The sequence below is a fragment of the Streptomyces sp. NPDC034111 genome, from assembly GCF_055575375.1.
In genome coordinates, this window is the sequence record NZ_JBVIST010000001.1 from 484,321 (window position 1) to 509,276 (window position 24,956).

General features: G+C 69.8%; 21 protein-coding genes and 1 pseudogene. 6 read left to right on the top strand and 16 right to left on the bottom strand.

Translation table 11 applies throughout. The annotated features are described in order from the left end of the window. The 5 genes from ACZ55A_RS02180 to ACZ55A_RS02200 form a co-directional block, all read right to left on the bottom strand. A complete protein-coding gene (locus ACZ55A_RS02180) occupies positions 1-912 on the bottom strand; it encodes a TauD/TfdA family dioxygenase (protein ID WP_468831818.1) in 912 nt (303 codons plus the stop codon). 21 nt (positions 913-933) lie between these two features. Further along, entirely contained in the window at positions 934-1,356 is a 423-nt protein-coding gene (locus ACZ55A_RS02185) for a hypothetical protein (protein WP_468834537.1), read from the bottom strand. Then, positions 1,310-2,470, bottom strand: a complete 1,161-nt coding sequence (locus tag ACZ55A_RS02190; protein WP_468831821.1) for an AMP-binding protein — start codon at positions 2,468-2,470, stop codon at positions 1,310-1,312. Before ACZ55A_RS02190 ends, ACZ55A_RS02185 begins: the two co-directional genes overlap by 47 nt. Then, on the bottom strand, positions 2,467-3,114 hold the full coding sequence (locus tag ACZ55A_RS02195; protein ID WP_468831824.1) for a thermostable hemolysin: 648 nt from the start codon (positions 3,112-3,114) through the stop codon (positions 2,467-2,469). Before ACZ55A_RS02195 ends, ACZ55A_RS02190 begins: the two co-directional genes overlap by 4 nt. A 175-nt stretch (positions 3,115-3,289) precedes the next feature. After that, positions 3,290-4,012 (bottom strand): TetR/AcrR family transcriptional regulator, encoded by a 723-nt coding sequence (locus ACZ55A_RS02200; RefSeq protein WP_468831827.1) that lies wholly within the window; start codon positions 4,010-4,012, stop codon positions 3,290-3,292. Positions 4,013-4,229: 217 nt separating this feature from the next. On the opposite strand from ACZ55A_RS02200, the gene ACZ55A_RS02205 reads away from it, so the two are divergent. Continuing rightward, positions 4,230-4,895 carry a nitroreductase gene (locus ACZ55A_RS02205; protein ID WP_468831830.1) on the top strand — a complete coding sequence of 222 codons (666 nt, stop codon included), beginning with the start codon at positions 4,230-4,232 and terminating at the stop codon, positions 4,893-4,895. Positions 4,896-5,575: 680 nt separating this feature from the next. Here ACZ55A_RS02205 and ACZ55A_RS02210 read toward each other — a convergent pair. The 4 genes and pseudogenes from ACZ55A_RS02210 to ACZ55A_RS02225 form a co-directional block, all read right to left on the bottom strand. After that, positions 5,576-5,917 (bottom strand): hypothetical protein, encoded by a 342-nt coding sequence (locus ACZ55A_RS02210; RefSeq protein WP_468831833.1) that lies wholly within the window; start codon positions 5,915-5,917, stop codon positions 5,576-5,578. 204 nt (positions 5,918-6,121) lie between these two features. Then, positions 6,122-6,964, bottom strand: a pseudogene (locus tag ACZ55A_RS02215) (IS5 family transposase). Between the two features lie 44 nt (positions 6,965-7,008). Beyond that, positions 7,009-8,064, bottom strand: coding sequence for a LacI family DNA-binding transcriptional regulator (locus ACZ55A_RS02220; RefSeq protein WP_468834543.1), 1,056 nt, complete (start codon positions 8,062-8,064; stop codon positions 7,009-7,011). Beyond that, positions 8,061-9,644 (bottom strand): glycoside hydrolase family 13 protein, encoded by a 1,584-nt coding sequence (locus tag ACZ55A_RS02225; protein ID WP_468831836.1) that lies wholly within the window; start codon positions 9,642-9,644, stop codon positions 8,061-8,063. The genes ACZ55A_RS02220 and ACZ55A_RS02225 overlap by 4 nt, the downstream gene beginning before the upstream one ends. 146 nt (positions 9,645-9,790) lie before the next feature. On the opposite strand from ACZ55A_RS02225, the gene ACZ55A_RS02230 reads away from it, so the two are divergent. Next, entirely contained in the window at positions 9,791-10,996 is a 1,206-nt protein-coding gene (locus tag ACZ55A_RS02230; protein ID WP_468831839.1) for an RNA-guided endonuclease InsQ/TnpB family protein, read from the top strand. Positions 10,997-11,008: 12 nt separating this feature from the next. Here the strand turns inward: ACZ55A_RS02230 and ACZ55A_RS02235 are convergent, their stop codons facing one another. From ACZ55A_RS02235 to ACZ55A_RS02245, 3 genes are read right to left on the bottom strand one after another with little or no spacing between them, the layout of a single operon-like run. Beyond that, positions 11,009-11,887 carry a sugar ABC transporter permease gene (locus tag ACZ55A_RS02235; RefSeq protein WP_468834548.1) on the bottom strand — a complete coding sequence of 293 codons (879 nt, stop codon included), beginning with the start codon at positions 11,885-11,887 and terminating at the stop codon, positions 11,009-11,011. Positions 11,888-11,900: 13 nt separating this feature from the next. Next, positions 11,901-12,836: a carbohydrate ABC transporter permease gene (locus ACZ55A_RS02240; RefSeq protein WP_468831842.1), complete on the bottom strand. Its 936-nt coding sequence runs from the start codon at positions 12,834-12,836 to the stop codon at positions 11,901-11,903. Beyond that, entirely contained in the window at positions 12,833-14,110 is a 1,278-nt protein-coding gene (locus tag ACZ55A_RS02245; RefSeq protein WP_468831845.1) for an extracellular solute-binding protein, read from the bottom strand. Before ACZ55A_RS02245 ends, ACZ55A_RS02240 begins: the two co-directional genes overlap by 4 nt. A gap of 231 nt (positions 14,111-14,341) precedes the next feature. Here ACZ55A_RS02245 and ACZ55A_RS02250 point away from each other — a divergent pair, with 231 nt between their 5' ends. The 3 genes from ACZ55A_RS02250 (at position 14,342) to ACZ55A_RS02260 (ending at position 18,006) form a co-directional block, all read left to right on the top strand. After that, entirely contained in the window at positions 14,342-15,964 is a 1,623-nt protein-coding gene (locus ACZ55A_RS02250; RefSeq protein ID WP_468831848.1) for a glycoside hydrolase family 13 protein, read from the top strand. Positions 15,965-15,988: 24 nt separating this feature from the next. Further along, the gene (locus ACZ55A_RS02255) at positions 15,989-17,050 is read left to right on the top strand and encodes a LacI family DNA-binding transcriptional regulator (RefSeq protein ID WP_468831851.1); all 1,062 of its coding nucleotides are present in this window, start codon (positions 15,989-15,991) and stop codon (positions 17,048-17,050) included. Positions 17,051-17,166: 116 nt separating this feature from the next. Further along, entirely contained in the window at positions 17,167-18,006 is an 840-nt protein-coding gene (locus ACZ55A_RS02260) for a phosphatase PAP2 family protein (RefSeq protein ID WP_468831854.1), read from the top strand. Positions 18,007-18,175: 169 nt separating this feature from the next. On the opposite strand, the gene ACZ55A_RS02265 is transcribed toward ACZ55A_RS02260, so the two are convergent. Continuing rightward, positions 18,176-21,199 carry a bifunctional [glutamine synthetase] adenylyltransferase/[glutamine synthetase]-adenylyl-L-tyrosine phosphorylase gene (locus tag ACZ55A_RS02265; protein ID WP_468831857.1) on the bottom strand — a complete coding sequence of 1,008 codons (3,024 nt, stop codon included), beginning with the start codon at positions 21,197-21,199 and terminating at the stop codon, positions 18,176-18,178. Positions 21,200-21,225: 26 nt separating this feature from the next. Further along, positions 21,226-22,587: a type I glutamate--ammonia ligase gene (glnA, locus tag ACZ55A_RS02270; protein WP_468831860.1), complete on the bottom strand. Its 1,362-nt coding sequence runs from the start codon at positions 22,585-22,587 to the stop codon at positions 21,226-21,228. 337 nt (positions 22,588-22,924) lie between these two features. Here glnA and ACZ55A_RS02275 point away from each other — a divergent pair, with 337 nt between their 5' ends. Beyond that, positions 22,925-23,110, top strand: coding sequence for a hypothetical protein (locus tag ACZ55A_RS02275; RefSeq protein WP_468834712.1), 186 nt, complete (start codon positions 22,925-22,927; stop codon positions 23,108-23,110). Between the two features lie 28 nt (positions 23,111-23,138). Here ACZ55A_RS02275 and ACZ55A_RS02280 read toward each other — a convergent pair whose 3' ends face one another. After that, a complete protein-coding gene (locus ACZ55A_RS02280) occupies positions 23,139-24,080 on the bottom strand; it encodes an alpha/beta fold hydrolase (protein WP_468831863.1) in 942 nt (313 codons plus the stop codon). Next, positions 24,077-24,838: a DUF998 domain-containing protein gene (locus ACZ55A_RS02285; protein ID WP_468831866.1), complete on the bottom strand. Its 762-nt coding sequence runs from the start codon at positions 24,836-24,838 to the stop codon at positions 24,077-24,079. Before ACZ55A_RS02285 ends, ACZ55A_RS02280 begins: the two co-directional genes overlap by 4 nt. Between the last annotated feature and the right edge of the window lie 118 nt (positions 24,839-24,956).

A 24,956-nucleotide genomic window follows, 5' to 3' on the forward strand; every position in this document is an offset into this window, starting at 1 on the left:
TCAGCTCCTGGCGTAGCTCTGCGCGTTGAGGATCGTGCGGTCAGGGTCGGTGATGGCACGCCGGCCGTGCATCACACGGGAGTTGTCGATGAGGACGATGTCGCCGTCCTCCCAGGCCACCTCTTCGGTGACGGACTCGGAGACCTCGGTGTACTCGGCGATCACGTCGTCGGGGATCGCGGATCCGTCGGCGAAACGGATCTCAGGGGCTTCGTAGTTGAAAGAGGGGCCCAGCAGGCTGTTGGCCCATGCGGTGCGGCTCGACCAGCGGGTGGGGTGGGCGGCGTACGCGGAGTACGTGTAGGTCAGGCTGCCGTCCGGCTCCTCGGTGAAGGCCGCGTCTGCGCCGTCGTTCGCCAGCGTGTACAGGTCGGAGACCTGCATCTGTCTGGGGTGCCGGGTGCCGCCGGCCAGGTGCGCGGCGAGGCGCTGCCACATCTCCTCGGGCACATTGCGCGAGTACTTCACGGGCTGCGCGGCCAAGATCTTCCGCGCACGCTCGGAGAGCGCGTCCCAGACCCGGAATCCGTCGCAGACAGTCGTCTCCGAGCCGGACTTGGCCGCCTTGACGCAGTGGAACCACAGCAGGTCGGGGGCGAACGGCGTGGCCCCGTTCTCCAGGTGAAGGCCGATGGGACCGTGCCCCGAGTCGACCTTCTGCGCGGCCTCGCCGTGGAAGGTGCGGGCTGGGTCGAGGGTCGTACGGGAGCTGTAGCGGCGCACAAGCTCGTTGAAGCCCTCCACACCCGGGGCGAATCCGCGGATCAGGAGGTGCCCGGCGTCGGCGAGGAGCTGGTCGAGGCCCGCCTGGTACAGCTCGGTGAAGTCGGCCGTGTCGCCGTTCGGCGAGATCATCATGCCGTCGCCGTTCCCGATGGACGTCAGGTGAAGGGTGTTCTGGGTAAGCGTCATCGAAATCAATCCCCCTGTTGTTCAGTTGAGGCGGGCCGGAACTGCGGCCACCAAGTCGTCGAAGATGAGCTGCCGTCGCGGACGGCCGGTGACGGTGAAGTACGTGGCCCGGAAGTCGCGGCTGTCGGGTACGACCACGAAGGTCTCGGGCCGGTCGGTCTCGGCGAGGTGCCTCTCGGCATACGCGCGGGCCTGCTCCCGTGCCGTCTCGGCATCGACGTCGGGCGTGACGAGGACCGCGGCGAGGTGCTCCATGCCCTCACCGAAGACGACGGCGTCGACGACAGCGGAGCAACTGCGCAGGTTGCCCTCGACCCACTCCGGGGAGACGTTGCGGCCGTGGCTGGTGATGATGACGTTCTTCAGCCGCCCCAGAATCCGAATGTAGCCGTCCTCGTCAATCTCGGCCCGGTCCCCGGTGTGCAGCCAGCCCTCGTCGTCCAGGGGACGGCTGGTTGGGGTCCTCCACCGTGTACCCGGCGAACAACGACGTCGACTTGACCAGAAGCTCTCCCTCCGCCGAGAGCTTCACCTCGCAGTGCGGCAGCGGCTTGCCCACCGTGCCTGGTCGCCAGTGCTCGGGCGTGTTCCAGGACACCACCGAGCTGTTCTCCGACAAGCCGTACCCCTCGTGCACCCGCAACCCAGCTGCATCCAGCCGCAGTTGGGCCTCTACATCGACGGGTGCGCCCCCGGCCATCAGGAAGGGCCGCGCTCCCGCGCCGAGAATCGCCTCGGCACCCGCGGCCTGCCCCCTCACGGCCTTGTCGAGCGCGCTCACCGCGGCGGGTGGCAGCACGGCGGCGGTGGGGCGCCCGGCCCGCATCCAGGTCACGACGTCGTCGGCCCGCGAGCCGGCGGTACCGAGCAGCGCCGTCGAGTCGGGCAGCAGGATCATCCGGCCGCCACTGAGGATCGGCAGGTACACCGCGGTGACCTGCTCAATGAGCAGGCTGAACGGTACGAGGGACAGGTAGCGACGGTAAACCCCCGGCGGGGAGACCGATTTCAGCGAGTCGAGCAGGGCGCCGAGGGCCTTGGCCCGGATCTTCACGCCCTTGGGCGTGCCGGTCGTCCCCGACGTGTGAATGACCTTGATGATGCGGTCGTCCGACGGCTCGGGCAGCTGCTCCGGCTCGGCCTGGTCGCGCCCCTCGCCCCGGTGGGCGTCGACAGGGACCACCGTGATGCTCTCGGCCAGGCCCCAGTCGGCGAGCCGTCGCGCTCCCGCCTCGTCGGCCAAGCAGATCTGGACCTCACACAGCAGCGAGGCCGCCTGCTCGCCGGAGAACGCCAGCGGCACCGGCACCTCCACGAAGCCTCCCAGCAGCAGCGCCAGGTCAGCGGCCACCCACTCGGGCCCGTTCCCCGCGACGACGCCGACCCGGGCGCCCTGCGGCATCCCCCGCTCGGCCAGCGCGTGGCGGATTCCCGTGCTCCAGGCGGCCAGTTGGGCGTAGGTGTAGGTCTCGGCGGTCGATCCGTCGGCGGCGAGCCGCTCGACGAGGACGCGGTCCCGATGCCCGGCGGCCAGCAGACTGTCCCGTACGCGCTTCATCGGGCAACCCCCTGCCCGGCGAGTGCGCTTTCCTGTCCCCAGGTGACCGCGAGGTGATAGCCGCTCCCCGCCTGCCTGCCGAGGCCGGCGTCGAAGGCGCGCAGGTCCACATAGCCGGCCATGGGTGCGGTGTCGTAGTACGTCCCCCACCGGCCGCGCTGCGACGGCGGCAGGGAGTCTTCGCGGGCCTCAGCGACAGGGGTGAACTCGATGCCGATCCGCGTCAGCATCCCGGCAAGTGGCGTGGTCACAGTGCACAGCAGATACGAGGCACCGTTGCACCAAACCAGAGCCGGCACCATTCGGATCAGCTCACGTCCGGCTCCGGCCTCCCGCGAGGCCAGCGGCCCCACTTCGATCAGGTCGGTGGGTTCGCACCTCTCCCTCAACCGCTCGGTGAGGATGTCGGTCGCCACCCCGCCGAGATAGCTCTCTATGAGCAGGCCCTTGGATCCCCCGTAGGTCAGTCCCGCACAAGCTAATGGCACCGGGCCCTGGCCGCTGTCTGCATCGACGCACAGGGCGATGAAGCAGTCCGGCGACGGCTCGATGTGCGCCTGGTAGTCACGCGCGTAGCGATCCTGTGCGAGATCGACGCATGCCTGCCACAGCTCACTGCCGCGGCGGGCGATATTGATGCGCATAGTTCCCTCCGTCCGCATCTGCCCGACCCCCCCCCCGGTCGGGCACGACTCACTTTATGACCAACAGTCGATTTTCGACAGCCAGTTCAGGTCATGAGTTGATCAAAAGATCGTTGATGCGGGGCGGAAGGTACGCCGACCCAACCGCCGCGTCGATCACGGAGGTTGCTCAGAGTTATCTCTTTGCCTGGTACTCGCGGGCGATCGCGTCGACGACGTCGACGACCACCTTGTGGATCTCCAGCAGCTCCGCCTTCGGCAACTTGGTCCAGCCGAGGCCGCTCACCATCGAGGCCATAACGGCGAGGCAGCCCTCCAGCCCCTCCTCCTCAGCCCACAGGAAGCGCCGGGACAGCAGGTGCATTGCCGCGTACCCGAGGATGTAGGCGCGTAGGGCGTCGACGGCCGCACCGGTCGGCACGGCGGGGTTGTTGTACGCACCGTCGGCCATCGTGCGCTGCACGCTGTGGCCAACCACCTGCTCCATCTGAGCTTCGACCAGGTCACGCCTTGCCATGCGCTCCTCCGACGCCACGCGGCAGACCGCATCTGTGCGCGCGGTGATGCTGCACTCGAACAGCACGGGGGCCACCACCGCGTGTCGCATGTACGCGAAGGCCATGCCGTACAGGGCCTTCACACCGTCCCACGGCAGGTCGGCGATGGCCTGGAAGTACCGCAACTGGCGCCGTGCGCTCTCGGCGGAGAGTTCGATGAGAAGGTCTTCCCGGCAGGTGAAGTGGTTGTAGACCGTGCCCTTCGAGTAGCCGGCCTCCTGTGCGAGCTTCCCCAGGGTCAGGTTGTGGAAGCCTTCCTTACTGATCATGTCCAGTGCCAGCCGCACCAACGCCTGGTCACGCTCCGCTACTTCTTGAGCTTTTCGCTGAGTCGTCCGCATAGCCGCATTATGAATGACCAATCGTCAAAAGACGACCTCTGGTCAATGTGGATGCCCCGAGGCCCCTCCCACTGGCCATCCGTCAGATCACCTCTACCTCCACACCCCTACCAACGACGACTCAACTGATCGTCAGGGTGCGGCCCAGGCCTGGCGATGCACGGCACTGACCGCTGGATACGGTAGAGGGCCCGGTCGAGCGAGAGGACACGAAGACGTGGACGTGTATGAGGCCGTGGACAGTCGCCGGGCTGTGCGGGCGTTCAGCGATGAGCCGGTATCCACGGAGATACTCGAACGAGTGCTGACGGCAGCGACGCGGGCTCCGTCGAGCGGGAACCTCCAGCCGTGGCATGTATATGTCGTGACCGGTGAGCCCTTGGCCGAACTGAAGAGGCGCGCGACGGCCAGGGCACTGTCGGGAGACCCGGGTGATGACCGGGAGTATCCGATGTACCCGGTCGATCTGACCTCGCCGTATCTGGACCGTTTTTCCGCCGCGGCCGCCCAACGGTACAAAGCGCTGGGAATCGAGCGCGACGACCCCGACAGGCCCAAGAAGATCGCCGCCTTGAACTCGGAGGCGTTCGGGGCGCCGGTCGTCCTGTTCTGCTACCTCGACCGGACGATGGGGCCCGGACAGTGGGGTGACGCGGGGATGTACCTGCAGACGGTCATGCTGTTGCTCAGGGCGGAAGGGTTGCACAGCTGTCCCCAGGTGATGTGGACCATGTACCGCAAGACCGTCAGTCAGACAGTCGGAGCCGATGACGGGCTCGTACTGTTCTGCGGCGTCTCGGTGGGATTCGAGAAGGAAGGCGTGCCACGGCTGCGTACCGGGCGGGCGCCCATGACAGAAACAGTGAGCTTCATCGGAGTGTGACCGCTGGGCGGTCAAGACCCACAGGGCAGACCCTAGTGTCCCCGAGGGTGTACGCCCAGGCTTCGTGGGCCGCAGCTCCTTCTACCGCCGTGATGAAGCCCAGAACACGTCCCCCAGGAACTCAAAGTACGGCACCTTCAACGAGTACCACCGCCCAGGCCGGCCGCCTTGGGAGGGTGCTGTCACAGCCGGTCCGCGTGATGCCATCGAGCAATACACCGGTGTCTGGTTCCCCTGTGCCTGGAACACTCCCGCACCCTCTCGTGAGTCGTACCCGCTGACCCACCAAACCCGTGCCGCACATTCCTCCCGAACGATCATCCTCGTACAGCAACCCTCGGAACGCGGTTCCGGGGGCTGCTGCCTTTGAGGCGTTTGCGAAACTGTCGTTCTGACTTCTTGCCAGCAAAGGTCGTCGTGTGCGGTGCACACCCTCGGGGTGGCCATGGCGGCTGGAGCGCGGATCCGCCCCGTGCAGATGTTTGGTCCCCCCGCCGTCGGACGATGAGGACCGGCCGCGACATGCCGTGCGTCGGGGCTTGGCGCCTGCCTTGTGGTGGCCGCGGCAGCGTTGGTGAACGAGCGCGGGGCCAACCAGCGTTCGTGCCGGGCGAGGGATCACGTACGAGGCGGTGTCCGACGCCGGACGTAGAACAAGACCACGCCGAGCACCGCCACCGTTAACACTTGGGTACCCGGTCGGGGGACAGCTGACCACCGTCGCTCATGATGGAAGTGCTTGCGTCGATATAGCCGGATCCGCCGTCATAGGAGATCTTGTACGTCGCGCCGTAGCCGAATCCGGTCGCACCCACTTTGCCTGGCGTGTAGCACTCGACTGTTACCGGCGTGAGCGTGGTCAGCTCGGCGATCGGGCTCTGGCCCCGGGGATCAGCGTTCGGCCAGACCGAGACCTTGTCGTAGTTTCCGATCTTTCCATCGACGCCGCCACACCCTGCCAGCACAGCCGTCGCCAACCCGGCTGCTACCACCGACACCACCACGCGCCGTTTGCGATTCACTCGTGCCCCCGTCCTGTCCGCCCGCGCGGAATCCGTTGCGTAAAACAACTGCGAGTTCGATGCCCTGCCATGGCAAGGCGGCATCGTGTGGTTCAACCCGCGCGTCGGGGTTCGACGGCTGCCGTGGGTGGGTTTCCGGTAGGGCCGGCCGGTGACGAGTTCGAGGTCTGAGGTGGAACAACAAGCTAGGCAGTTTCGTTTGGATCACCGGGCTGACCCGAGGAAGATGCCTGCGATGTGGAGTCCGGCCAGGTAGATGGTTGCGGTCTTCTCGTAGCGGGTGGCGATGCCTCGCCACTGCTTGAGTCGGTTGATGCACCGCTCAACGGTGTTGCGCTGCTTGTAGGTCTCACGGTCGAAGGCCGGCGGCCTGCCGCCCCGGCTGCCCCGTCGCCGCCGGTGGCCGCGCTGGTCGGCCGGAACTGGGATCACCGTTCGGATGCCACGTTTGCGCAGGTGGTTGCGGATGGCGCGGGAGGAGTACGCCTTGTCCGCCAGGACCACGTCCGGCCGCGTCCGCGGCCTTCCGCGGACCCGGGGAACACGCAGGCGGGCCATCACGTCCGTGAAAGCGGGTGCGTCACCAGCCTGGCCGGCGGTGAGAACGAACGCGAGGGGCCGGCAGCGGGCGTCGGCTGCCAGGTGAATCTTCGTGCTCAGCCCGCCGCGGGACGGCCGATGGCATGGTCGGCCGGTTCTGCGGCCGGGGCCCTTTTTTGCGGGCCCCGGCCGCGTGCTGGTGAGCGCGCACGATCGTGGAGTCCACCGACACGGCCCAGGTCAGGTCCTCGTCCGCGTCGGCCTGGGCCATCAGGGGGTGAACACGCGCTCCCAGGTGCCGTCCAGGGCCCACATCCGCAGCCGGTTGTAGACGCCTCGCCAGTTGCCGTATTTCTCCGGCAGGTGGACCCACTGCGTTCCGGTCTGGAACTTGAAGGCGATCGCGTCGATCACCTCCCGGTGATCACGCCAGCGTCCACCCCGCTTCGGCGTCCGGTCCGGAAGCAACGGCTCAATTCGCGCCCACTGCACATCTGTTAACGGCATACCCGGACCAACGACCGACTGATCCAAACGAAACTGCCTAGCTCTCACCCCGGGACCGGCCCCGTCGATCCCCGTACGACCAGCTCCGGCTGGAAGATGAATTCGGTGCGCCGGGACGGGGTGTCGCGGCCCTGGGCGCGGTCGTGGATCTCCTCTATCAGGGCGCCCACCGCGGCGGTCGCCATCGCCTTGACCGGCTGGCGGACGGTGGTCAGGGGCGGGTCGGTGAAGGCGATCAGCTGGGAGTCGTCGAAGCCGACGACGGAGAGCTGGGCGGGGACGTCCAGGCCCCGGCGGCGGGCCGCCCGTACGGCGCCGAGGGCCATCAGGTCGCTGCCGCAGACGATGCCGGTGCAGCCGTCGTCGAGGAGGGCGGCGGCCGCCGCGTCACCGCCCTCGACGCTGAACAGGGTGTGCTGGACGTGCCGTTCGGCCTGCCCCCTCGGCAGGCCGAACGACTCGCCCAGCGCCGCCACGAAGCCCTCGGCCTTGCGGCGGGAGGGGACGTAGCGGGCCGGGCCGACGGCGAGCCCGATCCGGCGGTGCCCCAGCTCGGCGAGGTGGCGTACCGCCATCCGGGCCGCCGCGCCGTCGTCGGGTGAGACGAACGGCGCGTCGATGTGCGGGTTGTAGCCGTTGATGAGGACGTACGGGACGCCGCGGGCGGCCAGCCGGGCGTAGCGGGCCGGGTCGGCGCGGGTGTCGGCGTGCAGGCCGGAGAGGAAGACGATGCCGGTGACGCCGCGCTCCTCCAGCTGCTCGACGAGTTCGTCCTCGGTGGCGCCGCCCGGCATCTGGGTGCAGAGGACGGGCGTATAGCCGTGGCCGGCCAGGGACTGTTCGATGATCTGGGCGAAGGCGGGGAAGATCGGGTTGGTCAGCTCCGGGATGACCAGACCGACCAGGCCCGCGCTGCGACGCCGTAACCGTACGGGACGCTCGTAGCCGAGGACGTCGAGCGCGGCGAGCACCCGCTGCCGGGTGCCGGCCGCCACGCCCGCCCTGCCGTTGAGGACCCGGCTCACCGTCGCCTCGCTGACCTGCGCCTGAGCGGCGATGTCGGAGAGGCGGGGGGTGGGGTGGGGGTCGGGCAGGGTCACTCCTCCCACCAGGCGGTGGTGTCGGCGGGGAGGGTGAACTCCACTGCGGTCGCGTCGAGTTGGCGAGAGGCCAGCAGGAGGCTGCCCGGGGTGGGCAGGTTCACCGGGGCCTCGGTGGTGTTGACCGTGCAGACCAGTCCGCCGGGGCGGCGGAAGACCAGGACGCCGTCGGGGGCGTCCAGCCACTCGACCGCGTCACCGGCGCCGAGGCCGGGGTGGGTGTGCCGCAGGGCCAGTGCGGTGCGATAGAGCTCCAGGGTGGAGGCGGGGTCGCCGGTCTGCGCCTCGACGGTGAGCGGTGCCCAGTCGGCGGGCTGGGGCAGCCAGCTGCCGCCGTCACCGAAGCCGTACGGGGGCGCCTCACCGGACCAGGGAAGGGGGACCCGGCAGCCGTCGCGCAGACCGTCCTGGCCGGTGTCGCGGAAGAAGGAGGGGTCCTGGCGGACCTCGTCGGGCAGGTCGGTGACCTCGGGCAGGCCCAGCTCCTCGCCCTGGTAGAGGTAGGCGGAGCCGGGCAGCGCCAGCATCAGCAGGGTGGCGGCGCGGGCCCGGTCCAGGCCGCCGCCGAGGCGGGTGCGGTGGCGGACGACGTCGTGGTTGGACAGCACCCAGGTCGTCGGGGCGCCTACCGGGCCCATGGCGTCCAGGGAGGAGTCGATCGCCTCGCGGAGCGCCTCGGCGTCCCAACCGGTGTTGAGGTAGTGGAAGTTGAAGGCCTGGTGGAGCTCGTCGGGGCGCAGGTAGAGCGCGGTGCGTTCGGCGGTGGGGGTCCAGGCCTCGGCGACGGCTATCCGCTCACCGGCGTACTCGTCGAGGACGGTGCGCCAGGAGCGGTAGATGGCGTGCACTCCGTCCTGGTCGAAGAAGGGCAGGGACTGGGTGCCGAGCAGCTGGAGCTGGTCGGCGTGGCCCATGTCGGGCAGGCCGGGGGCCTTGACCAGGCCGTGGGCCACGTCCACCCGGAAGCCGTCGACGCCCAGGTCCAGCCAGAAGCGCAGGATGGAGCGGAACTCGTCCTGGACGGCGGGGTGGTCCCAGTTGAAGTCGGGCTGTTCGGGGGCGAAGAGGTGGAGGTACCACTCGCCGTCGTCGACCCTGGTCCAGGCGGGGCCGCCGAAGAGGGATTCCCAGTCGTTGGGCGGCAGCTCGCCGTTCTCCCCGCGTCCCTTGCGGAAGTGGAACCGCTCGCGGGTGGTGGAGCCGGGGCCCTCGGCGAGTGCGCGACGGAACCATTCGTGCTGGTCGGAGCAGTGGTTGGGGACCAGATCGACGATGATGCGCAGGCCCAGCCGGTGGGCGTCGGCGATGACCGCCTCGGCGTCGGGCAGGGTGCCGAACATCGGGTCGATGGCGCGGTAGTCGGCGACGTCATAGCCGGCGTCGGCCTGCGGCGAGGCGTAGAAGGGGCTGAGCCAGACGGCGTCCACGCCCAGGTCACGCAGGTACGGCAGCCGGCTGCGGATCCCCGCGAGGTCTCCCATACCGTCGCCGTTGCCGTCGGCGAAGCTGCGCGGATAGACCTGGTAGATCACCGCATCGCGCCACCAGTCGGTGGTGCTGGTGGTGTGGTGCTGGCTCATCCGAAACTCCTTGCGTGGAAAGCCTGGCCTTCAGGCCGGGGAGAAAAGCCGCCCTCGATCTGGAGCCGCGTAACGGCGGGGTCGGCTGCGTGCGTGTTCTGGCCAGAGCTTGGCCGCTCACAGTTGGTCTCACTAGCGTGTGAGTCATGGCGGCTTCCCCTGTGAAAAGGGCGTTCAAGTACCGCTTCTACCCGAGTGATATGCAAGCAGCTGAGCTGTCGCGCACATTCGGGTGTGTGCGGAAGGTCTACAACCTGGCGTTGGCCGCGCGTACGGAAGCGTGGCTGCGGCAGGAGCGCGTGAGCTATGTGCAGACTTCTACGATGCTGACGGAGTGGAAGAAGTCCGAGAAGCTGGCGTACCTGTCCGAGGTCTCTTCCGTCCCGTTGCAGCAGTCGCTCCGTCACCTGCAGAGCGCGTTCGTCTCGTTTTGGGGCAAGCGGGCCCGGTATCCGCGCTTCAAGTCGCGTAAGAGGTCCCGTGCCAGCGCGGAGTACACCCGGTCCGCGTTTCGCTTTCGGAACGGGAAACTGACGCTGGCGAAGATGACAGACCCGCTGGACATCGTGTGGTCCCGCCCCTTGCCCGAAGGGGCGGAGCCGACGACGGTGACCGTATCCCGGGACGCGGCCGGGCGCTGGTTCGTGTCCATACTGTGCGACGACGCCCCCGCCACAATGCCCCCCGCTACGGCTGCCGTCGGCATCGACGCCGGGATCACGAGCCTGGTCACACTGTCCACCGGGGAGAAGATCGCCAACCCCCGACACGAACGCAGTGACCGCGCCCGGCTGGCCAGGGCACAGCGGGCACTGTCCCGCAAGGCCGAGGGAAGCGCAAACCGGTACAAGGCCCGCCGCCAGGTGGTCAGGATTCACGCTCGCATCGCCGACCGGCGCCGGGACTTCCTGCACAAGCTGACCACTCGACTCGTGCGCGAAAACCAAACGCTCGTGATCGAAGACCTGACCGTCCGCAATATGGTCAAGAACCACAAGCTCGCCCGCGCCGTCTCCGATGCGTCGTGGACCGAGCTGCGCAGCATGCTGGAGTACAAATGCGCCTGGTACGGGCGCAAGCTGGTCACCATCGACCGATGGTTCCCCAGCTCGAAACTGTGCTCCGCGTGCGGCACCGTTGCGGCGAGGCTGCCGCTCAGTGTCCGCACCTGGACGTGCATTTGCGGAGCGACCCACGACCGGGACGTGAACGCGGCGAAGAACATTCTGGCCGCCGGGCTGGCGGTGACAGTCTGTGGAGACGGTGTAAGACCTCAACGGAGCACTCCTGAGAGGCAGCGGTCAGCGAAGCAGAAAACCCAACCCGCGAGGGAAGGAACCCGCGCCCCTTAGGGCGCGGGGAAGTCAACCCTTGGTGGTGCCGGCGGTCAGTCCGGCGACGAGGTGGCGCTGGGCGAAGGCGAAGACGAGCGCGGCCGGCACGGCAATGATCACGGCGGCGGCGGTCATCGAACCCCAGTCGTTGGTGTACTGGTTGACGAAGGTCTGGAGCCCGCCGGCGAGGGTCAGGTTCTCCTCGCCGGTCATGAAGGCGGAGGCGTAGGCGACTTCGGCCCAGGCGGTGACGAAGGTGTAGAAGCCGGTGACGGCGAGGCCCGGGCGGGCCAGTGGCAGTACGAGCCGCCAGAAGGTGCCGAACGGGTTGAGGCCGTCGACGCGTCCCGACTCGTCGATCTCCACCGGGATGGTGTCGAAGAAGCCCTTCATCATCCAGGCGCAGAACGGGACGGCGATGGTCAGGTACGTGATGACCAGGCCTGCGGGCTGGTTGAGCAGGCCGAGGCTCGCCAGGAGGTTGTAGAGCGGCACGATCAGCACCGCGACCGGGAACATCTGGGTGATCAGCAGCAGCCACATCAGCGGGCGCATACCGGGGAAGCGGAAGCGGCTGACGGCGTAGCCGGTGGTGGCGGCGATGAAGACGCCCAGGACGGTGGTCAGCCCGACGATCACCACGGAGTTCATGAACCAGGTCAGGAACTCCGTATCGGCCAGCACATGGGTGTAGTTGGCGAAGGTGAAGTGGGTGACGAGGCTGGTGGAGAAGGCGTCGTTCTTGGGTTTGAAGGACGTCACCAGCAGCCAGAGGGGCGGGAAGACGGCCACCACCGCGGCGATGATCAGGGCCGTGTGCAGCCCTATGGAGGCCGGGCGGCTGCGTTGATTGCGCTGCCGGGCCCCCGCGGAGGCCGGCCGGCTGCGCTGGTTGCGATTGCGGGTCATGGTGGTCACTTGGTCACCACACCTCTCCCTGCTTGCGCAGCGCCCGGCGGTAGACGACCGCGACGACCGAGAGCAGGACCAGGATCAGTACGCCCCAGGTCGCGGACTCGGAGAAGTTGCGGGGGCTGTCGATGAAGGAGAGCCGGTAGGCGTAGGTCACCAGGATCTCGGTGGCGTCGCCGGGGCCGCCCCGGGTCAGCAGAAAGATCACCGGGAACATGTTGAAGGTCCAGATGGCGGAGAGCAGGATGACGGTGCTGCTGACGGCCCGCAGCCCCGGCACCGTGATGTTGCGGAAGCGCTGCCAGGCGCCGGCCCCGTCCATCTCGGCGGCCTCGTACAGCTCGCCGGGTATGGACTGGAGCCCGCCGAGCAGGGCGACGAGCATGAACGGCACGCCCAGCCAGACGTTGACGGCGATGACCGAGAGCTTGGCCCAGGTCGGGTCGTTGAGCCACGGCACGGCGTCGATACCGCCGCCGGCCAGCAGCTTGTTGAGGATGCCGTTCTTCTCGTTGTAGAGCATCCGCCAGGTGAAGATGGAGATGAAGGCCGGGACGGCCCAGGGCAGGATCAGCGCGAGGCGGTAGAAGGTGCGGCCGCGCAGCGTCCGGTTGAGCATGTTGGCGAGCGTCAGGCCGAGGAGGAAGGTGATTCCGACGCAGCCCACGGTCCACAGGACGGTCCAGCCGAGGCGGTCCCAGAAGACACTGTCGCTGAGCACGGCCTGGTAGTTGTCCAGGCCGGTGAACTTGTAGGTGGCGGGGAGGTGGTTGACGCCGATGTTCCGCTCGACGTTGGCCTCATTGGCGTCGGTGAGCGAGAGGAAGACGCCGCGCACCAGCGGATAGCCGATGATCACCCCGATGACGAGTACCACCGGGGCGACCATCGTCCATGCGTACCAGTGGGTGCCGAGCGCCCGGCGTACCCGTACAGCAAGGGTCACTTGTAGTCCTTGAGCAGCTTCCGGTAGGCGTCGCCGGTCGCCTTGGCGGCCTGCTCGGGCGTGGCCGCACCGGTGAGCACCTTGTTCATCTGGACCTTGATGGGCTCGAAGAGGGAGTTGCCCTCGGCGATCCAGGGGCGCTGGACGGCGCCGTCGACGGCGGGCTTGAAGAACTTGACCATTTCGTTCTTCTTGACGGCCGGTACGTCGTATACGGACTTGCGGGTGGGCAGCAGGCTGAGCTTCTCGGTGGTCTGCTGCTGGATGGTGGCCGAGCTCATGTACTTCACGAAGGCGTAGGCGGCCTGCAAGTTCTTGCTGCCGGCGTAGACGGAGAGGTTCCAGCCGCCCTGCGGGGAGCCCTGGCCGCTGCTGCCGCCGGGGACGGGGGCGACGCCGAGGTTGTCCTTGTCCTTGAAGGCCTTGCCGGCGCGGGCGCCCTCGATGTCCCAGGGGCCGTCGACGGCCATGGCGACGGTGCCGTCCTTGAGGGCCTTGAGCTGGTTCTCCTGGCCGTCGGTGGCGTCGGTGACCGCGGCCTTGGAGTCGACCAGGCTCTTGAGGGTCTTGAAGGCCTTCACCCCGGCGCCGTCGTCGATCTCGACGACCTTGTCACGGGCGTTGACCAGGTCGCCGCCCTCGCCGTAGAGGTACGGCAGGAACCAGTACGGGTCGTCGCCGCGCAGGTAGAGGGCGGTGGCGCCGGTCTTGCTCTTGATCTTCTTGGCGGCGGTGGCCAGTTCGGCGAAGGTCTTGGGCACCTCGACGCCGGCGTCCTTGAGGATCTTCTTGTTGTAGAAGAGGCCCAGGGTGTCGATGACCTGGGGTGCCGCGTAGGTCTTGCCCTTGAACTTGGTCGAGCCGACGGCCTGCGGGAGGTAGTCCTCGCTCTTGTCGAGGGCGGGGGTGCCGTCGAGCGGGGCGAGGTAGCCGAGGTTGGCGAAGTCGGCGGTCCAGGCGACCTCCGTGCGCATCACGTCGGGGGCGCCCGAGTTGCCGCCGGCCGCGTTCTTGAACTTGGCGTTGGCATCACCAAAAGGGACGTTCACATACTGAACGTGGACTTTGGGGTGTTCCTTCTGAAAGCCCTCGGCAAGCTTGCGATAGGTGGCCTTCTCGGCATCGTTGGAGGTGTCCCAGAACGTAACAGTTCCGGACAGTTCGCCCCCGCTGTTGCTGCTTCCGCTGTCACCCCCGCCGCCGCAAGCCGTTGCCGTCAGCGCCAGGCCCGCTACCAGCGCGGTGGCCGTTATGCCGTGCATGCCACGCCGCATGTGAACTCCTTAGGGAAATGCCTCAGATGGCGGTCAGGAACGTAACAGCGCTGCAAAGAAACCGAAAGACCTTGCGGCAAATTGCTGCAAGGTTTCTGGAAGGTATTGCAGCGAAGCAGCCGGAACGGGACCCTGGAGCGGCCGGCGGCACCGTCACCCCGTGCCTGTCCGAGCGTTGACTCCGTAAAGGCACCAGGCACCCAGGCCTCTTGACCTCAACAGGGACGGCAGATGACCCAGGAGCTCACTTCCCCCAGCCCCGCCCCCCAGGCGCCCGCACCGGTCCGAGGTCCTGGGTGGTGGCGCGACGCCGTCATCTATCAGGTGTACGTCCGCTCCTTCGCCGACAGCGACGGGGACGGCATCGGCGATCTGCGCGGGGCCCGCGAGCGGCTGCCGTACCTCAAGGACCTGGGCGTGGACGCGGTCTGGCTCACCCCGTTCTATGCCTCACCGCAGGCCGACGGCGGCTACGACGTCGCCGACTACCGCGCCGTCGACCCGCTCTTCGGCAGCCTCCAGGACGCCGACGACCTGATCCGCACCGCCCATGACCTGGGCCTGCGGGTGATCGTCGACATCGTCCCCAACCACACCTCCGACCGGCACCCCTGGTTCCAGGACCCCGAGCTCGCCCGGCAGCGCTACGTCTTCCGCCCCGGCAAGGGCGAGCACGGCGAACTCCCGCCCAACGACTGGGAGTCGGTGTTCGGCGGCCCGGCCTGGACCCGTACCGACCGCGGCGACTGGTACCTCCACCTCTTCGCCCCAGAGCAGCCCGACCTCGACTGGGACAATCCGGAAGTACACGCCGAATTCGAAGCCATCATGCGCTTCTGGCTCGACCTCGGGGTGGACGGCTTCCGGATCGATGTCGCCCACGGCATGGTCAAGGCCCCCGGTCTGCCCGACATCGGCCACGGCCAGCAGGCCAAGCTGATCGGCAACCAGGTACTGCCGTTCTTCGACCAGGACGGGGTGCACGCCATCCACCGCGGCTGGCGCCGCCTGCTGGACGGCTACGGCGAGACCCGCGGCAGGCAGGTGATCGGCGTCGCCGAGGCCTGGGCCCCCACCGCCGAACGGCTCGCCCTGTACGTCCGCCCCGACGAGCTCCACCAGGCCTTCAACTTCCAGTTCCTGAACGCCCCCTGGGAGGCCGAGGCGCTGCGCTCGGTCATCGACTCCTCCCTCGCCGCCACCGCCTCCGTCGGCGCCCCCACCACCTGGGTGCTGTCCAACCACGACGTCGTACGGCACACCACCCGGCTCGGCGGCGGCCTGGACCGGGCCCGCGCCGCCACCCTGCTGATGCTGGCGCTGCCCGGCTCCGCCTACCTCTACCAGGGCGAGGAGCTGGGCCTGCCCGAGGTCACCGACCTGCCCGACGAGGCACGCCAGGACCCGGCGTTCTTCCGCGGCAGCCGAGGCTCGGCGACCAGCGGCCAGGACGGCTTCCGGGACGGCTGCCGGGTGCCGCTCCCCTGGTCCGGCGAGGCGCCACCGTACGGCTTCGGGCCCGGCGGCAGCTGGCTGCCGCAGCCCGCCGACTGGCGCGGCCTGAGCGTCGCCGCGCAGACCGGCGACCCCGCCTCCACCCTGGAGCTCTACCGCACCGCCCTCGGTCTGCGGCGCGGACTGCCGGGCCTGGGCGACGGCCGGATGACCTGGCAGCCGGCCCCCGAGGGCGTCCTCGCCTTCACCCGCCCCGGCCTGCTGTGCACCGTCAACACCCTCCGTCACGACGTCGAGCTCACGCCGTCCGGCACCCCCCTGCTGTCCACCGCCCCGGTGACGGTCAACGGCAGCACGGCCGTGCTCCCCGGTGACAGCTGCACCTGGTGGGCAATCTGAGAGCCGGACGGTAAGGTCCTTTTCATGACCGCCCGGCTGGCAGATATCGCAGCGCAGGCGGGTGTCAGCGAGGCCACCGTCAGCCGGGTTCTCAACGGGAAGCCCGGCGTCTCCGCCACCACCCGCCAGTCCGTGCTAGCCGCCCTCGACGTGCTGGGCTACGAACGCCCGGTGCGGCTGCGGCAGCGCAGCGCGGGCCTGGTCGGGCTGATCACCCCGGAGCTGGAGAACCCGATCTTCCCGGCGTTTGCCCAGGTCATCGGGCAGGCACTGACCCGGCAGGGCTACACCCCGGTCCTGGCGACCCAGACCCCGGGCGGCTCCACCGAGGACGAACTGACCGAGATGCTGGTCGACCGCGGAGTGGCCGGCATCATCTTCGTCTCCGGACTGCACGCCGACACCTCCGCCGATATGCAGCGCTACGAGCAGCTGCGCGGCCAGGGCGTGCCCTTCGTGCTGATCAACGGCTTCTCGGACAAGGTGCAGGCGCCGTTCGTCTCCCCCGACGACCGGGCCGCGGTGGACCTGGCCATCACCCACCTCAGCGCGCTCGGCCACCGGCGGATCGGGCTGGCGCTGGGCCCCCAGCGGTTCGTGCCCGTACAGCGCAAGATCGAGGGCTTTGTGCGCGCCATGCAGGAACGGCTCCAGATCGGCCCGGCCGAGGCGGAGCCGTACATCCAGCACTCGCTCTTCACCCTGGAGGGCGGCCAGGCCGCGGCGGGCGCGCTGATCGAGCAGGGCGCCACCGCCGTCGTCTGCGCCAGCGACATGATGGCGCTGGGTGCGATCCGCGCGGCCCGGCAGCGCGGACTGGACGTCCCCCGCGACCTCTCCGTCGTGGGCTTCGACGACTCCCCGCTCATCGCCTTCACCGACCCGCCGCTGACCACCATCCGGCAGCCGGTCACGGCCATGGGCCAGGCAGCGGTGCGCGCACTCCTGGAGGAGATCGGCGGCACCCCGGCGCCGCACAGCGAGTTCGTCTTCCACCCCGAACTGGTGGTCCGCGGCTCGACCGCGTCGGCCCCGAAGACCTCCCGGATCCCCCGCCCGTCGCGGGCCGGCCAGGACGCGCCCTAGCGAGCAACACCCCCAGAAGTACGGGGCGGGAGTCCGTCTCAGGACCGATACAAAGGGTCGAATACCCGACCGAAGGATGATCGGCAACACACCCCTTTCTGGCAGACTGTCTGCCTATGGGTGATGCGAATACGAGGACTCTGGACGGCCCGCCGACCACCCCGCCACCCAAGGGGGAACGTGCGGACCGCCCCGCGGAAGAGGGCCGGTTGGCCCGACTGCGCGCCCCTCGCACCCCCCGGCTCTGGTTCGAGATCCTGCTGATCGCGGTCAGCTACTGGACGTACTCGGTGATCCGCAACGCGGTGCCGGAGCAGAAGGCGAAGGCGCTGCGGAACGCCGACTGGATCTGGCAGGCGGAGCACTCGCTGGGCATCGCCGTCGAGCACACCGTCAACCACGCCGTGAACTCGGTGACCTGGCTGATCGTCACGATGAACTACTACTACGCGACGCTGCACTTCATCGTCACGATCGGCGTACTCGTCTGGCTCTACCGCTGGCACCCGGGCCGCTACGCCGCCGCCCGGCTGGCCCTGTTCGCCACCACCGGCATCGCGCTGATCGGCTACTACTTCTACCCCTTGGCGCCGCCCCGGCTGATGCCGGACGGCGGCTTCATCGACACCCTCATCGACCACGGCACCTGGGGCTCGATGGCGTCCGGCAACCTCGCCTCGATGTCCAACCAGTACGCGGCGATGCCGTCGATGCACATCGGCTGGTCCCTCTGGTGCGGCATCACCATCGCCCTGCTGGCCAGACCGCTGTGGGCGACAGCACTGGGCCTGCTCTACCCCACGGTGACGCTGGTGGTCATCGTCTCCACCGCCAACCACTTCTGGCTGGACGCGGTGGGCGGCGTCCTCTGCCTCGGCTTCGGCTTCGCGCTGGCGTGTGTGTGGTACGGGTCTTTGCCGCATCGGCTCGCGCGGCTGGCGCCTGCGCTGGGCTAGTCCCCCACGTTGTCGGCTTTCCCGCCGTGTCCCGTCTCGCCGTTGCGCCTGCGGCGGGCGTTGGCTGTCGGGTGCGGTGCCGGACCTCCGGACTTCGTCCTGCGGTCCGGCCCCTCCCGTGGGTGGGTGGTTGAGGCCCGTGGGGGCGGGTGTTGAGTGTCCAGTTGCGCTAGGAACTGTAGAAGAGCTCCTCGACCACGCCACGCGCCCGCCGGGTGATCCGCCGGTAGTCGTCGAGCATCTTGCCGACGTGGCCCTCCTCGTAGCCGAGGTAGCGGCCCACCGCGGCCAGCTCCCGGCCGTCCGTGGGGAAGGTGTCCCCGGGGCGGGCCCGCACCAGCATCACCGCGTTGCGCACCCGTGCGGCCAGCACCCAGGCCTCGTCCAGGGTCTGGGCGTCCTCGGTGCCGATCAGTCCGGCGGCGTGCGCGGCGGCCAGGGCCTCGCGGGTCCGGGTCGTACGCAGTCCGGGGACCTCCCAGCCGTGCTGCATCTGGAGCAGCTGCACCGTCCACTCGACGTCGCTGAGCCCGCCGCGGCCCAGCTTGGCGTGGGTGGTCGGGTCGGCGCCGCGGGGCAGCCGCTCGGACTCCATCCGGGCCTTGAGCCTGCGGATCTCGCGGACCGCGTCCTCGCCCAGCCCCTCGGCGGGATAGCGCAGCGGATCGATCAGCTCGGTGAACCGCTGCCCCAGTTCGGGGTCCCCGGCGACCGGTTCGGCGCGCAGCAGGGCCTGTGCCTCCCACACCAGCGACCAGCGGCGGTAGTAGGCGGCGTAGGAGGCGAGGGTGCGCACCAGAGGACCGGAGCGGCCCTCCGGGCGGAGATCGGCGTCGATGATCAACGGCGGGTCGGAGGAGGGGAGTTCGAGCATCCGGCGCATCTCGTTGGCGACCGCGTGGGCGGCCTTGGCGGCCTCCTGCTCGTCGGCGCCCTCGCGCGGTTCATGGACGAAGAGCACATCGGCGTCCGAGCCGTAGCCGGGCTCCCGGCCGCCGAAGCGGCCCATGCCGATCACCGCGAAGCGGGTGGGCAGGGTGTCGCCCCACTGCTCGCGGACCGCGGCGCGCAGTGCGCCGGCGAGGGTGGCGGCGTTGATGTCGGAGAGCGCGGAGCCGACCGCGTCGACGGAGTGGCCGTGGTCGGTGTCGGCCGGGCTGAATTCCGTGCCGTACGCGCCGATGACATCCGCCGCGGCCGTACGGAACAGCTCCCGGCGGCGCACCCCGCGGGCCGCCGCGACCGCCGCCTCCGCACCGTCCGCGCGGCCGACCGCGGCCAGCACCTCCTGCTCCAGGGCGGCCCGGCTGCGCGGCTGGAGACCGTCCGGGGCACCTAGGAGGGCGACCGCCTCGGGGGCGCGCAGCAGCAGGTCGGGGGCGAGCCGGCCGGCGGAGAGCACCCGGGCGAGGTTCTCGGCGGCCGCGCCCTCGTCGCGCAGCAGCCGCAGGTACCAGGGCGTCTTGCCGAGCGCGTCGGAGACCTTGCGGAAGTTCAGCAGTCCGGCGTCGGGGTCGGCGGAGTCCGCGAACCAGGCGAGCAGCACCGGCAGCAGGGTCCGCTGGATGGCGGCCTTACGGGTCACACCGGACGCCAGCGCCTCCAGATGGCGCAGCGCATCCACCGGGTCGTGGTAGCCGAGCGCTTCGAGGCGGTGCCCCGCGGCCTTGGCGGACAGCCGGGCCTCGCCGGGCTCCAGATGGGCGACGGCGTCGAGCAGCGGGCGGTAGAAGAGCTTCTCGTGCAGGCGGCGCACCTCCCTGGCGTGCCACCTCCACTCCTTGCGGAGGGTGTCGACCGGCTCGGTCCGCAGGCCCAACGACCTTGCCATGCGCCGGAGTTCGGCCTCGTCCTCGGGCATGAGGTGGGTGCGGCGCAGCCGGAAGAGCTGGATGCGGTGCTCCAGCGTCCGCAGGAAGCGGTAGGCGGCGTCCAGGGCCGCGGCGTCCTGGCGTCCGACGTAGCCGCCGGCCGCCAGCGCCGCCAGGGCGTCCAGGGTGGTGGCGCTGCGCAGGGTGGCGTCGCTGCGGCCGTGCACCAACTGGAGCAGCTGGACGGCGAATTCGACGTCGCGCAGCCCGCCGGGGCCGAGCTTGAGCTCCCGCTCGATCTGCGCGGCGGGGATGTTCTCGACGACCCGGCGGCGCATCTGACGGACGTCGGAGACGAAGTTCTCGCGCTCGGCGACGTCCCACACCATCGGCGCCAGGGCATCGACGTACTCCTGGCCCAGGCCCAGGTCACCGGCCATCGGGCGGGCCTTGAGCAGCGCCTGGAACTCCCAGGTCTTGGCCCAGCGCTGGTAGTAGGCGAGATGGCTGCTGAGGGTGCGCACCAGCGGGCCGTTGCGGCCCTCGGGGCGCAGATTGGCGTCCACCGGCCAGATCGTGCCCTCGATGGTGTTGTCCGAGCACAGCCGCATCATCCGGGCGGCGAGCCGGGTGGCGGCCTGGAGCGCCTTGGCCTCGTCGACGCCTTCCTTGGCCTCGGCGACGAAGATGACATCGACGTCCGAGACGTAGTTCAGCTCCCGGCCTCCGCATTTGCCCATGCCGATGACGGCCAGCCGGCACACCGCGGCGTCGCCGGGCGCCTCCTCGTAGGAGATCTCCAGGGCGGCCCGGACCGTGGCGGTGGCCAGGTCCGCGAGCTCCGCGGCGGCCTCGGCGACATCGGTGGTACCGCAGACATCGCGGGCCGCGATGCCCAGCAGGGCCCGGCGGTAGGCGGCGCGCAGCGCGTCCGCCCGCGGCCGGACGGCGCCCTGCTCGCCCCAGATCCCCTCGGCGAGCGCCTGCTCGAACTCGGGGGTGGTCGGGTGCAGATCGACCGACTCGTAGGTGACCAGCGACTGCCAGTCCTCGGGGTGCCGGGCGAGGTGGTCGGCCAGCGCCTCGGAAGCGCCCAGCACGCCCAGCAGCCGGTCGCGCAGCGGTTTGGCCGCGACGACGGTGCTCAGCAGCGTGGGCCGCTCGTCCGGCGGCAGCGCCTCCACCAGCCGGACCAGCCCGCGCAGCGCGAGGTCCGGGTCCGCGGTCGCCCCGAGCGCGTCGAGCAGCGCCGAGTCCTCGCGTACGGGGGCGAGTTCGGGGGTCTCCAGCAGCTGCCCGGCCGCCGAGGGATCGGTGAAACCGTGCCTCAGCAGCCGGGTGAAGGTGCTGCTCCGCCGTCCCTGCGGAGCGGGAAGTGCCATGGTCCAGCCTCTCGGTGGCGGGTGGCTCAGAGCACCGGCAGCATCTTGCGCAGCTCGAAGGCGGTGACCTCCGACCTGTACTCCTCCCACTCCTGCTTCTTGTTGCGGAGGAAGAAGTCGAAGACGTGCTCACCGAGGGTCTCCGCGACCAGTTCGCTGCGCTCCATCAGCTCGATGGCCTCGCCGAGGTTCTGCGGCAGCGGCTCGATGCCCATCGCCCGGCGCTCCGAGTCGGACAGCGCCCAGACGTCGTCATCGGCGCCGGCCGGCAGCTCGTAGCCCTCCTCGATGCCCTTGAGACCGGCCGCGAGCAGCACCGCGTACGTCAGGTACGGGTTGGCGCCGGAGTCGATCGAGCGGACCTCGACCCGGGTCGAGCCCATCTTGCCGGGCTTGTACATCGGGACGCGGATCAGCGCGGAGCGGTTGTTGTGGCCCCAGCAGATGTACGAGGGGGCCTCGCCGCCGGCGCCCGCGGTGCGGTTGGCGCCGCCCCAGATGCGCTTGTAGGAGTTGACCCACTGGTTGGTGACGGCGGAGATCTCGCCCGCGTGCCGGAGCAGTCCGGCGATGAACGAGCGGCCCACCTTGGAGAGTTGGTACTCGGCGCCGGACTCGTGGAAGGCGTTGCGGTCGCCCTCGAAGAGCGAGAGGTGGGTGTGCATGCCGGACCCGGGGAACTCCGAGAACGGCTTGGGCATGAACGTCGCCTGGACCCCCTGCTCCAGCGCCACCTGCTTCATGACCAGCCGGAACGTCATGATGTTGTCGGCGGTCGAGAGCGCGTCGGCGTAGCGCAGATCGATCTCCTGCTGGCCGGGGGCACCCTCGTGGTGGCTGAACTCCACCGAGATGCCCATCGACTCCAGCATCGTGATCGCCTGCCGGCGGAAGTCCATGCCGACGTTCTGCGGGGTGTGGTCGAAGTACCCGGAGGAGTCGGCCGGGCTCGGCCGGGAGCCGTCCACCGGCTTGTTCTTGAGCAGGAAGAACTCGATCTCCGGGTGGGTGTAGAAGGTGAACCCGAGGTCGGAGGTCTTGGCCAGGATGCGCTTGAGGACGTAGCGCGGGTCGGCGTACGAGGGCGAGCCGTCCGGCATCAGGATGTCGCAGAACATCCGGGCGGTGCCGGGGGCCTCGGCGCGCCACGGCAGGATCTGGAAGGTGCCGGGGTCCGGCTTGGCGATCATGTCGGATTCGTACACCCGCGCGAATCCCTCGATCGCCGAGCCGTCGAAGCCGATGCCCTCGTCGAAGGCCTGCTCCAGCTCCGCGGGCGCCACCGCCACCGACTTCAGGAACCCGAGCACATCGGTGAACCACAGTCGTACGAAGCGGATGTCGCGCTCCTCGAGCGTTCGGAGCACAAACTCCTGCTGCTTGTCCATGGGTCACCAATCCTTGCAGGTCAATCGGCCTGTCCACGACGTCGAACGACGTGCGTGGCACACCAGTATCACGTGAGGGGGTTACCGTCACATTACGCACCCTTGGCCTGAATCAGAACCGCCCTCCCGTAACCCACACCCCTGATCCTTCCCGCATCCGCCCCGCTCAGCGCACCGGGGGCCCGGCGAACGGGCGGCTTGGCCCAGTCTTGAAGCCGCGCTGAGGGGCTATTGACCCGTAATCGAACGGTCCGTTCCTTGCCGTTCCTGGATGGTTCCGGACTGTGAGCGGCTCAGCCGCAGCCCGGGCCGCCGACCGGACGAAGGGTTACGCTCGATGGGTACGGACGATCTTGCGGAGGCGGCCATGAGCCAGTACGACGAGTACCCGACTCCGTCACAGGCCGAGGGCGAGCGGCTGGAAGAGGACATGGACCCGGCCGAGCAGCAGCACCCCATGACCGCGCGCACCCAGCCTTCCCAGGCCGAGGGCGAGCGCCGGGCGGAGGACGACGAGGACTGACGGCGGTGGCGTCCGGGCCAGTGCTCTCCTAGACGAGCGGCGCCGGGATGTCCCGCCCCGTGTCCGAGAGGTCCAGTACGGCCCGGGCCACGGACTCGGGGGCGTCGGTCATCACCAGATGGCCCGCGGGGGCGGCGACCGCGAAGTGGCCGCCCAGCTCCGTGGCGAGCGTGCGCTGACGCTCCAGCCAGCGCAGTTGGCCGGGCGTCTCGCTGCCGTCGTACGCGGCCAGCACCGTCACCGGTACGCCGGGCATCGGGTGGTCCGGGCGGAGCGCGGCGAGCTCGGCGGCCTGGTAGGGGTAGGTCGTGTTCTCCAGGACGCAGGCGCGGGCGACCCGGCTGGTGCGGTAGCCGGCCCGCTCCCACGGGTGCGGCGGATGGCTGCCGACGGTCGAGACGCGGCCTATCAGACGGCGTGCCAGCGGGCCCAGGACGCGCGGCGCACCGGCGGCGGACAGCGCGCCGATCACCCCGCCCGCCCAGGCCGTCCGTAGCGAGCGCGGAAGCCGGGGCCTCGGGTTCTCCTCGATGGAGCCGTCGACGAGGACGACCCCGGCGCAGCGGTCCGGGTGCAGCCGGGCGAACGCCTCGGCGTGGAACCCGGCGAGCGAGTGGCCGACGACGGTCGCGGGGCCCAAGTGGCCGAGCGCATCGAGGAGGTGGGCGATCCGGTCCGCCTCGGCGGCGAGGGTGGGCGGCTCGGGCGTCGGGGCGCTCAGGCCGAGGCCCGGACGGTCGAAGCGGACGACGGTGCGGTACGGGGCGAGCAGTGCGGCGACCGCGTCCCAGTCGAACCACGCCATCCCGAGCCCGCCGCTGAGGACGCAGAGCGGTCCGCTCCCCTCGGTCACGACGTGCAGCGGCACCCCGTCGACCCGCACGAAGCGGCCGGGGGTGGGCAGGTCGCGGACCGGGCGGAGCAGGCGGAGGCCGCGGAGGGGTCGGCGAGGGCTGGGGGGTGGGTTCATCGGTCTCTTTCTCCCGCTGCGGCACGCTTCGGATGCGAGGACGGGCGCGGCGCCGGCCGCCCGGGACGCCCTGCCGGCCGTGCCAGGCACCCCGCCAGCAGCATGACGTACAGGGCGACCAGCAGGACCTGAAGACGCTGCCCTGCGCCCAGGGCCCAGGTGCCGCGGCCCGCGGTGAAGGCCGCGACGGAGGCCAGCGTCCAGACCGTGGCGGCGATTTCGGCGAGCACCAGCGGGGGCCCGAAGCGGCCGAGCGCCGGCCAGCGGTCGTAGCGCCGGGCGGCGTAGGTCAGCAGGACGAGCGCGGCGAGCGCGCCGGCCATGGCGCAGGAGCTGCTGACGGCGTGCGCGGCATGGGTGGCCGGCACCAGGCCCGCGGTCTCCCGGGCCGCGCACATCGGGTCACTGGTCGGTGCGCAGCTCAGCGGCAGCCGGGAGTCGACGGCGGTGGCGGCGCCGAAGACCGCCAGCGCGACCCAGCCGGCCGTCGCCCAGGGCCGGCGCTCCGTCGTCAGCAGCGCGGTCACCGCACCGGCCAGCACCAGCAGCCCGGCGACCAGGTCGGTGGCGCGGAAGAGCCCGCCCAGCGGCTGGTCGGCGGCGGCCAGCTCGCTGAGGTAGGCCCGGACGGGGTCGAGTCCGGTGGCGAAGACCAGCTCCAGCACCCAGGCGGTGTACGCGGCCGCGCCGAGCAGCAGCGGGGCGGCGGCCACCCGGCTGTCGACGGAGACGGAACGGCGGGTACGGGTCACGGACATCCAGATCTTCGGTGGGCCCGGCCGGTCGTCGTGCCGGGTACGCCGTGGGAGCGGGAAGGCCAAGGATAGGCGGCGGGCACTCCGTTCGGCGGGCTCCCTGTGGAGTGCGATACCCCTC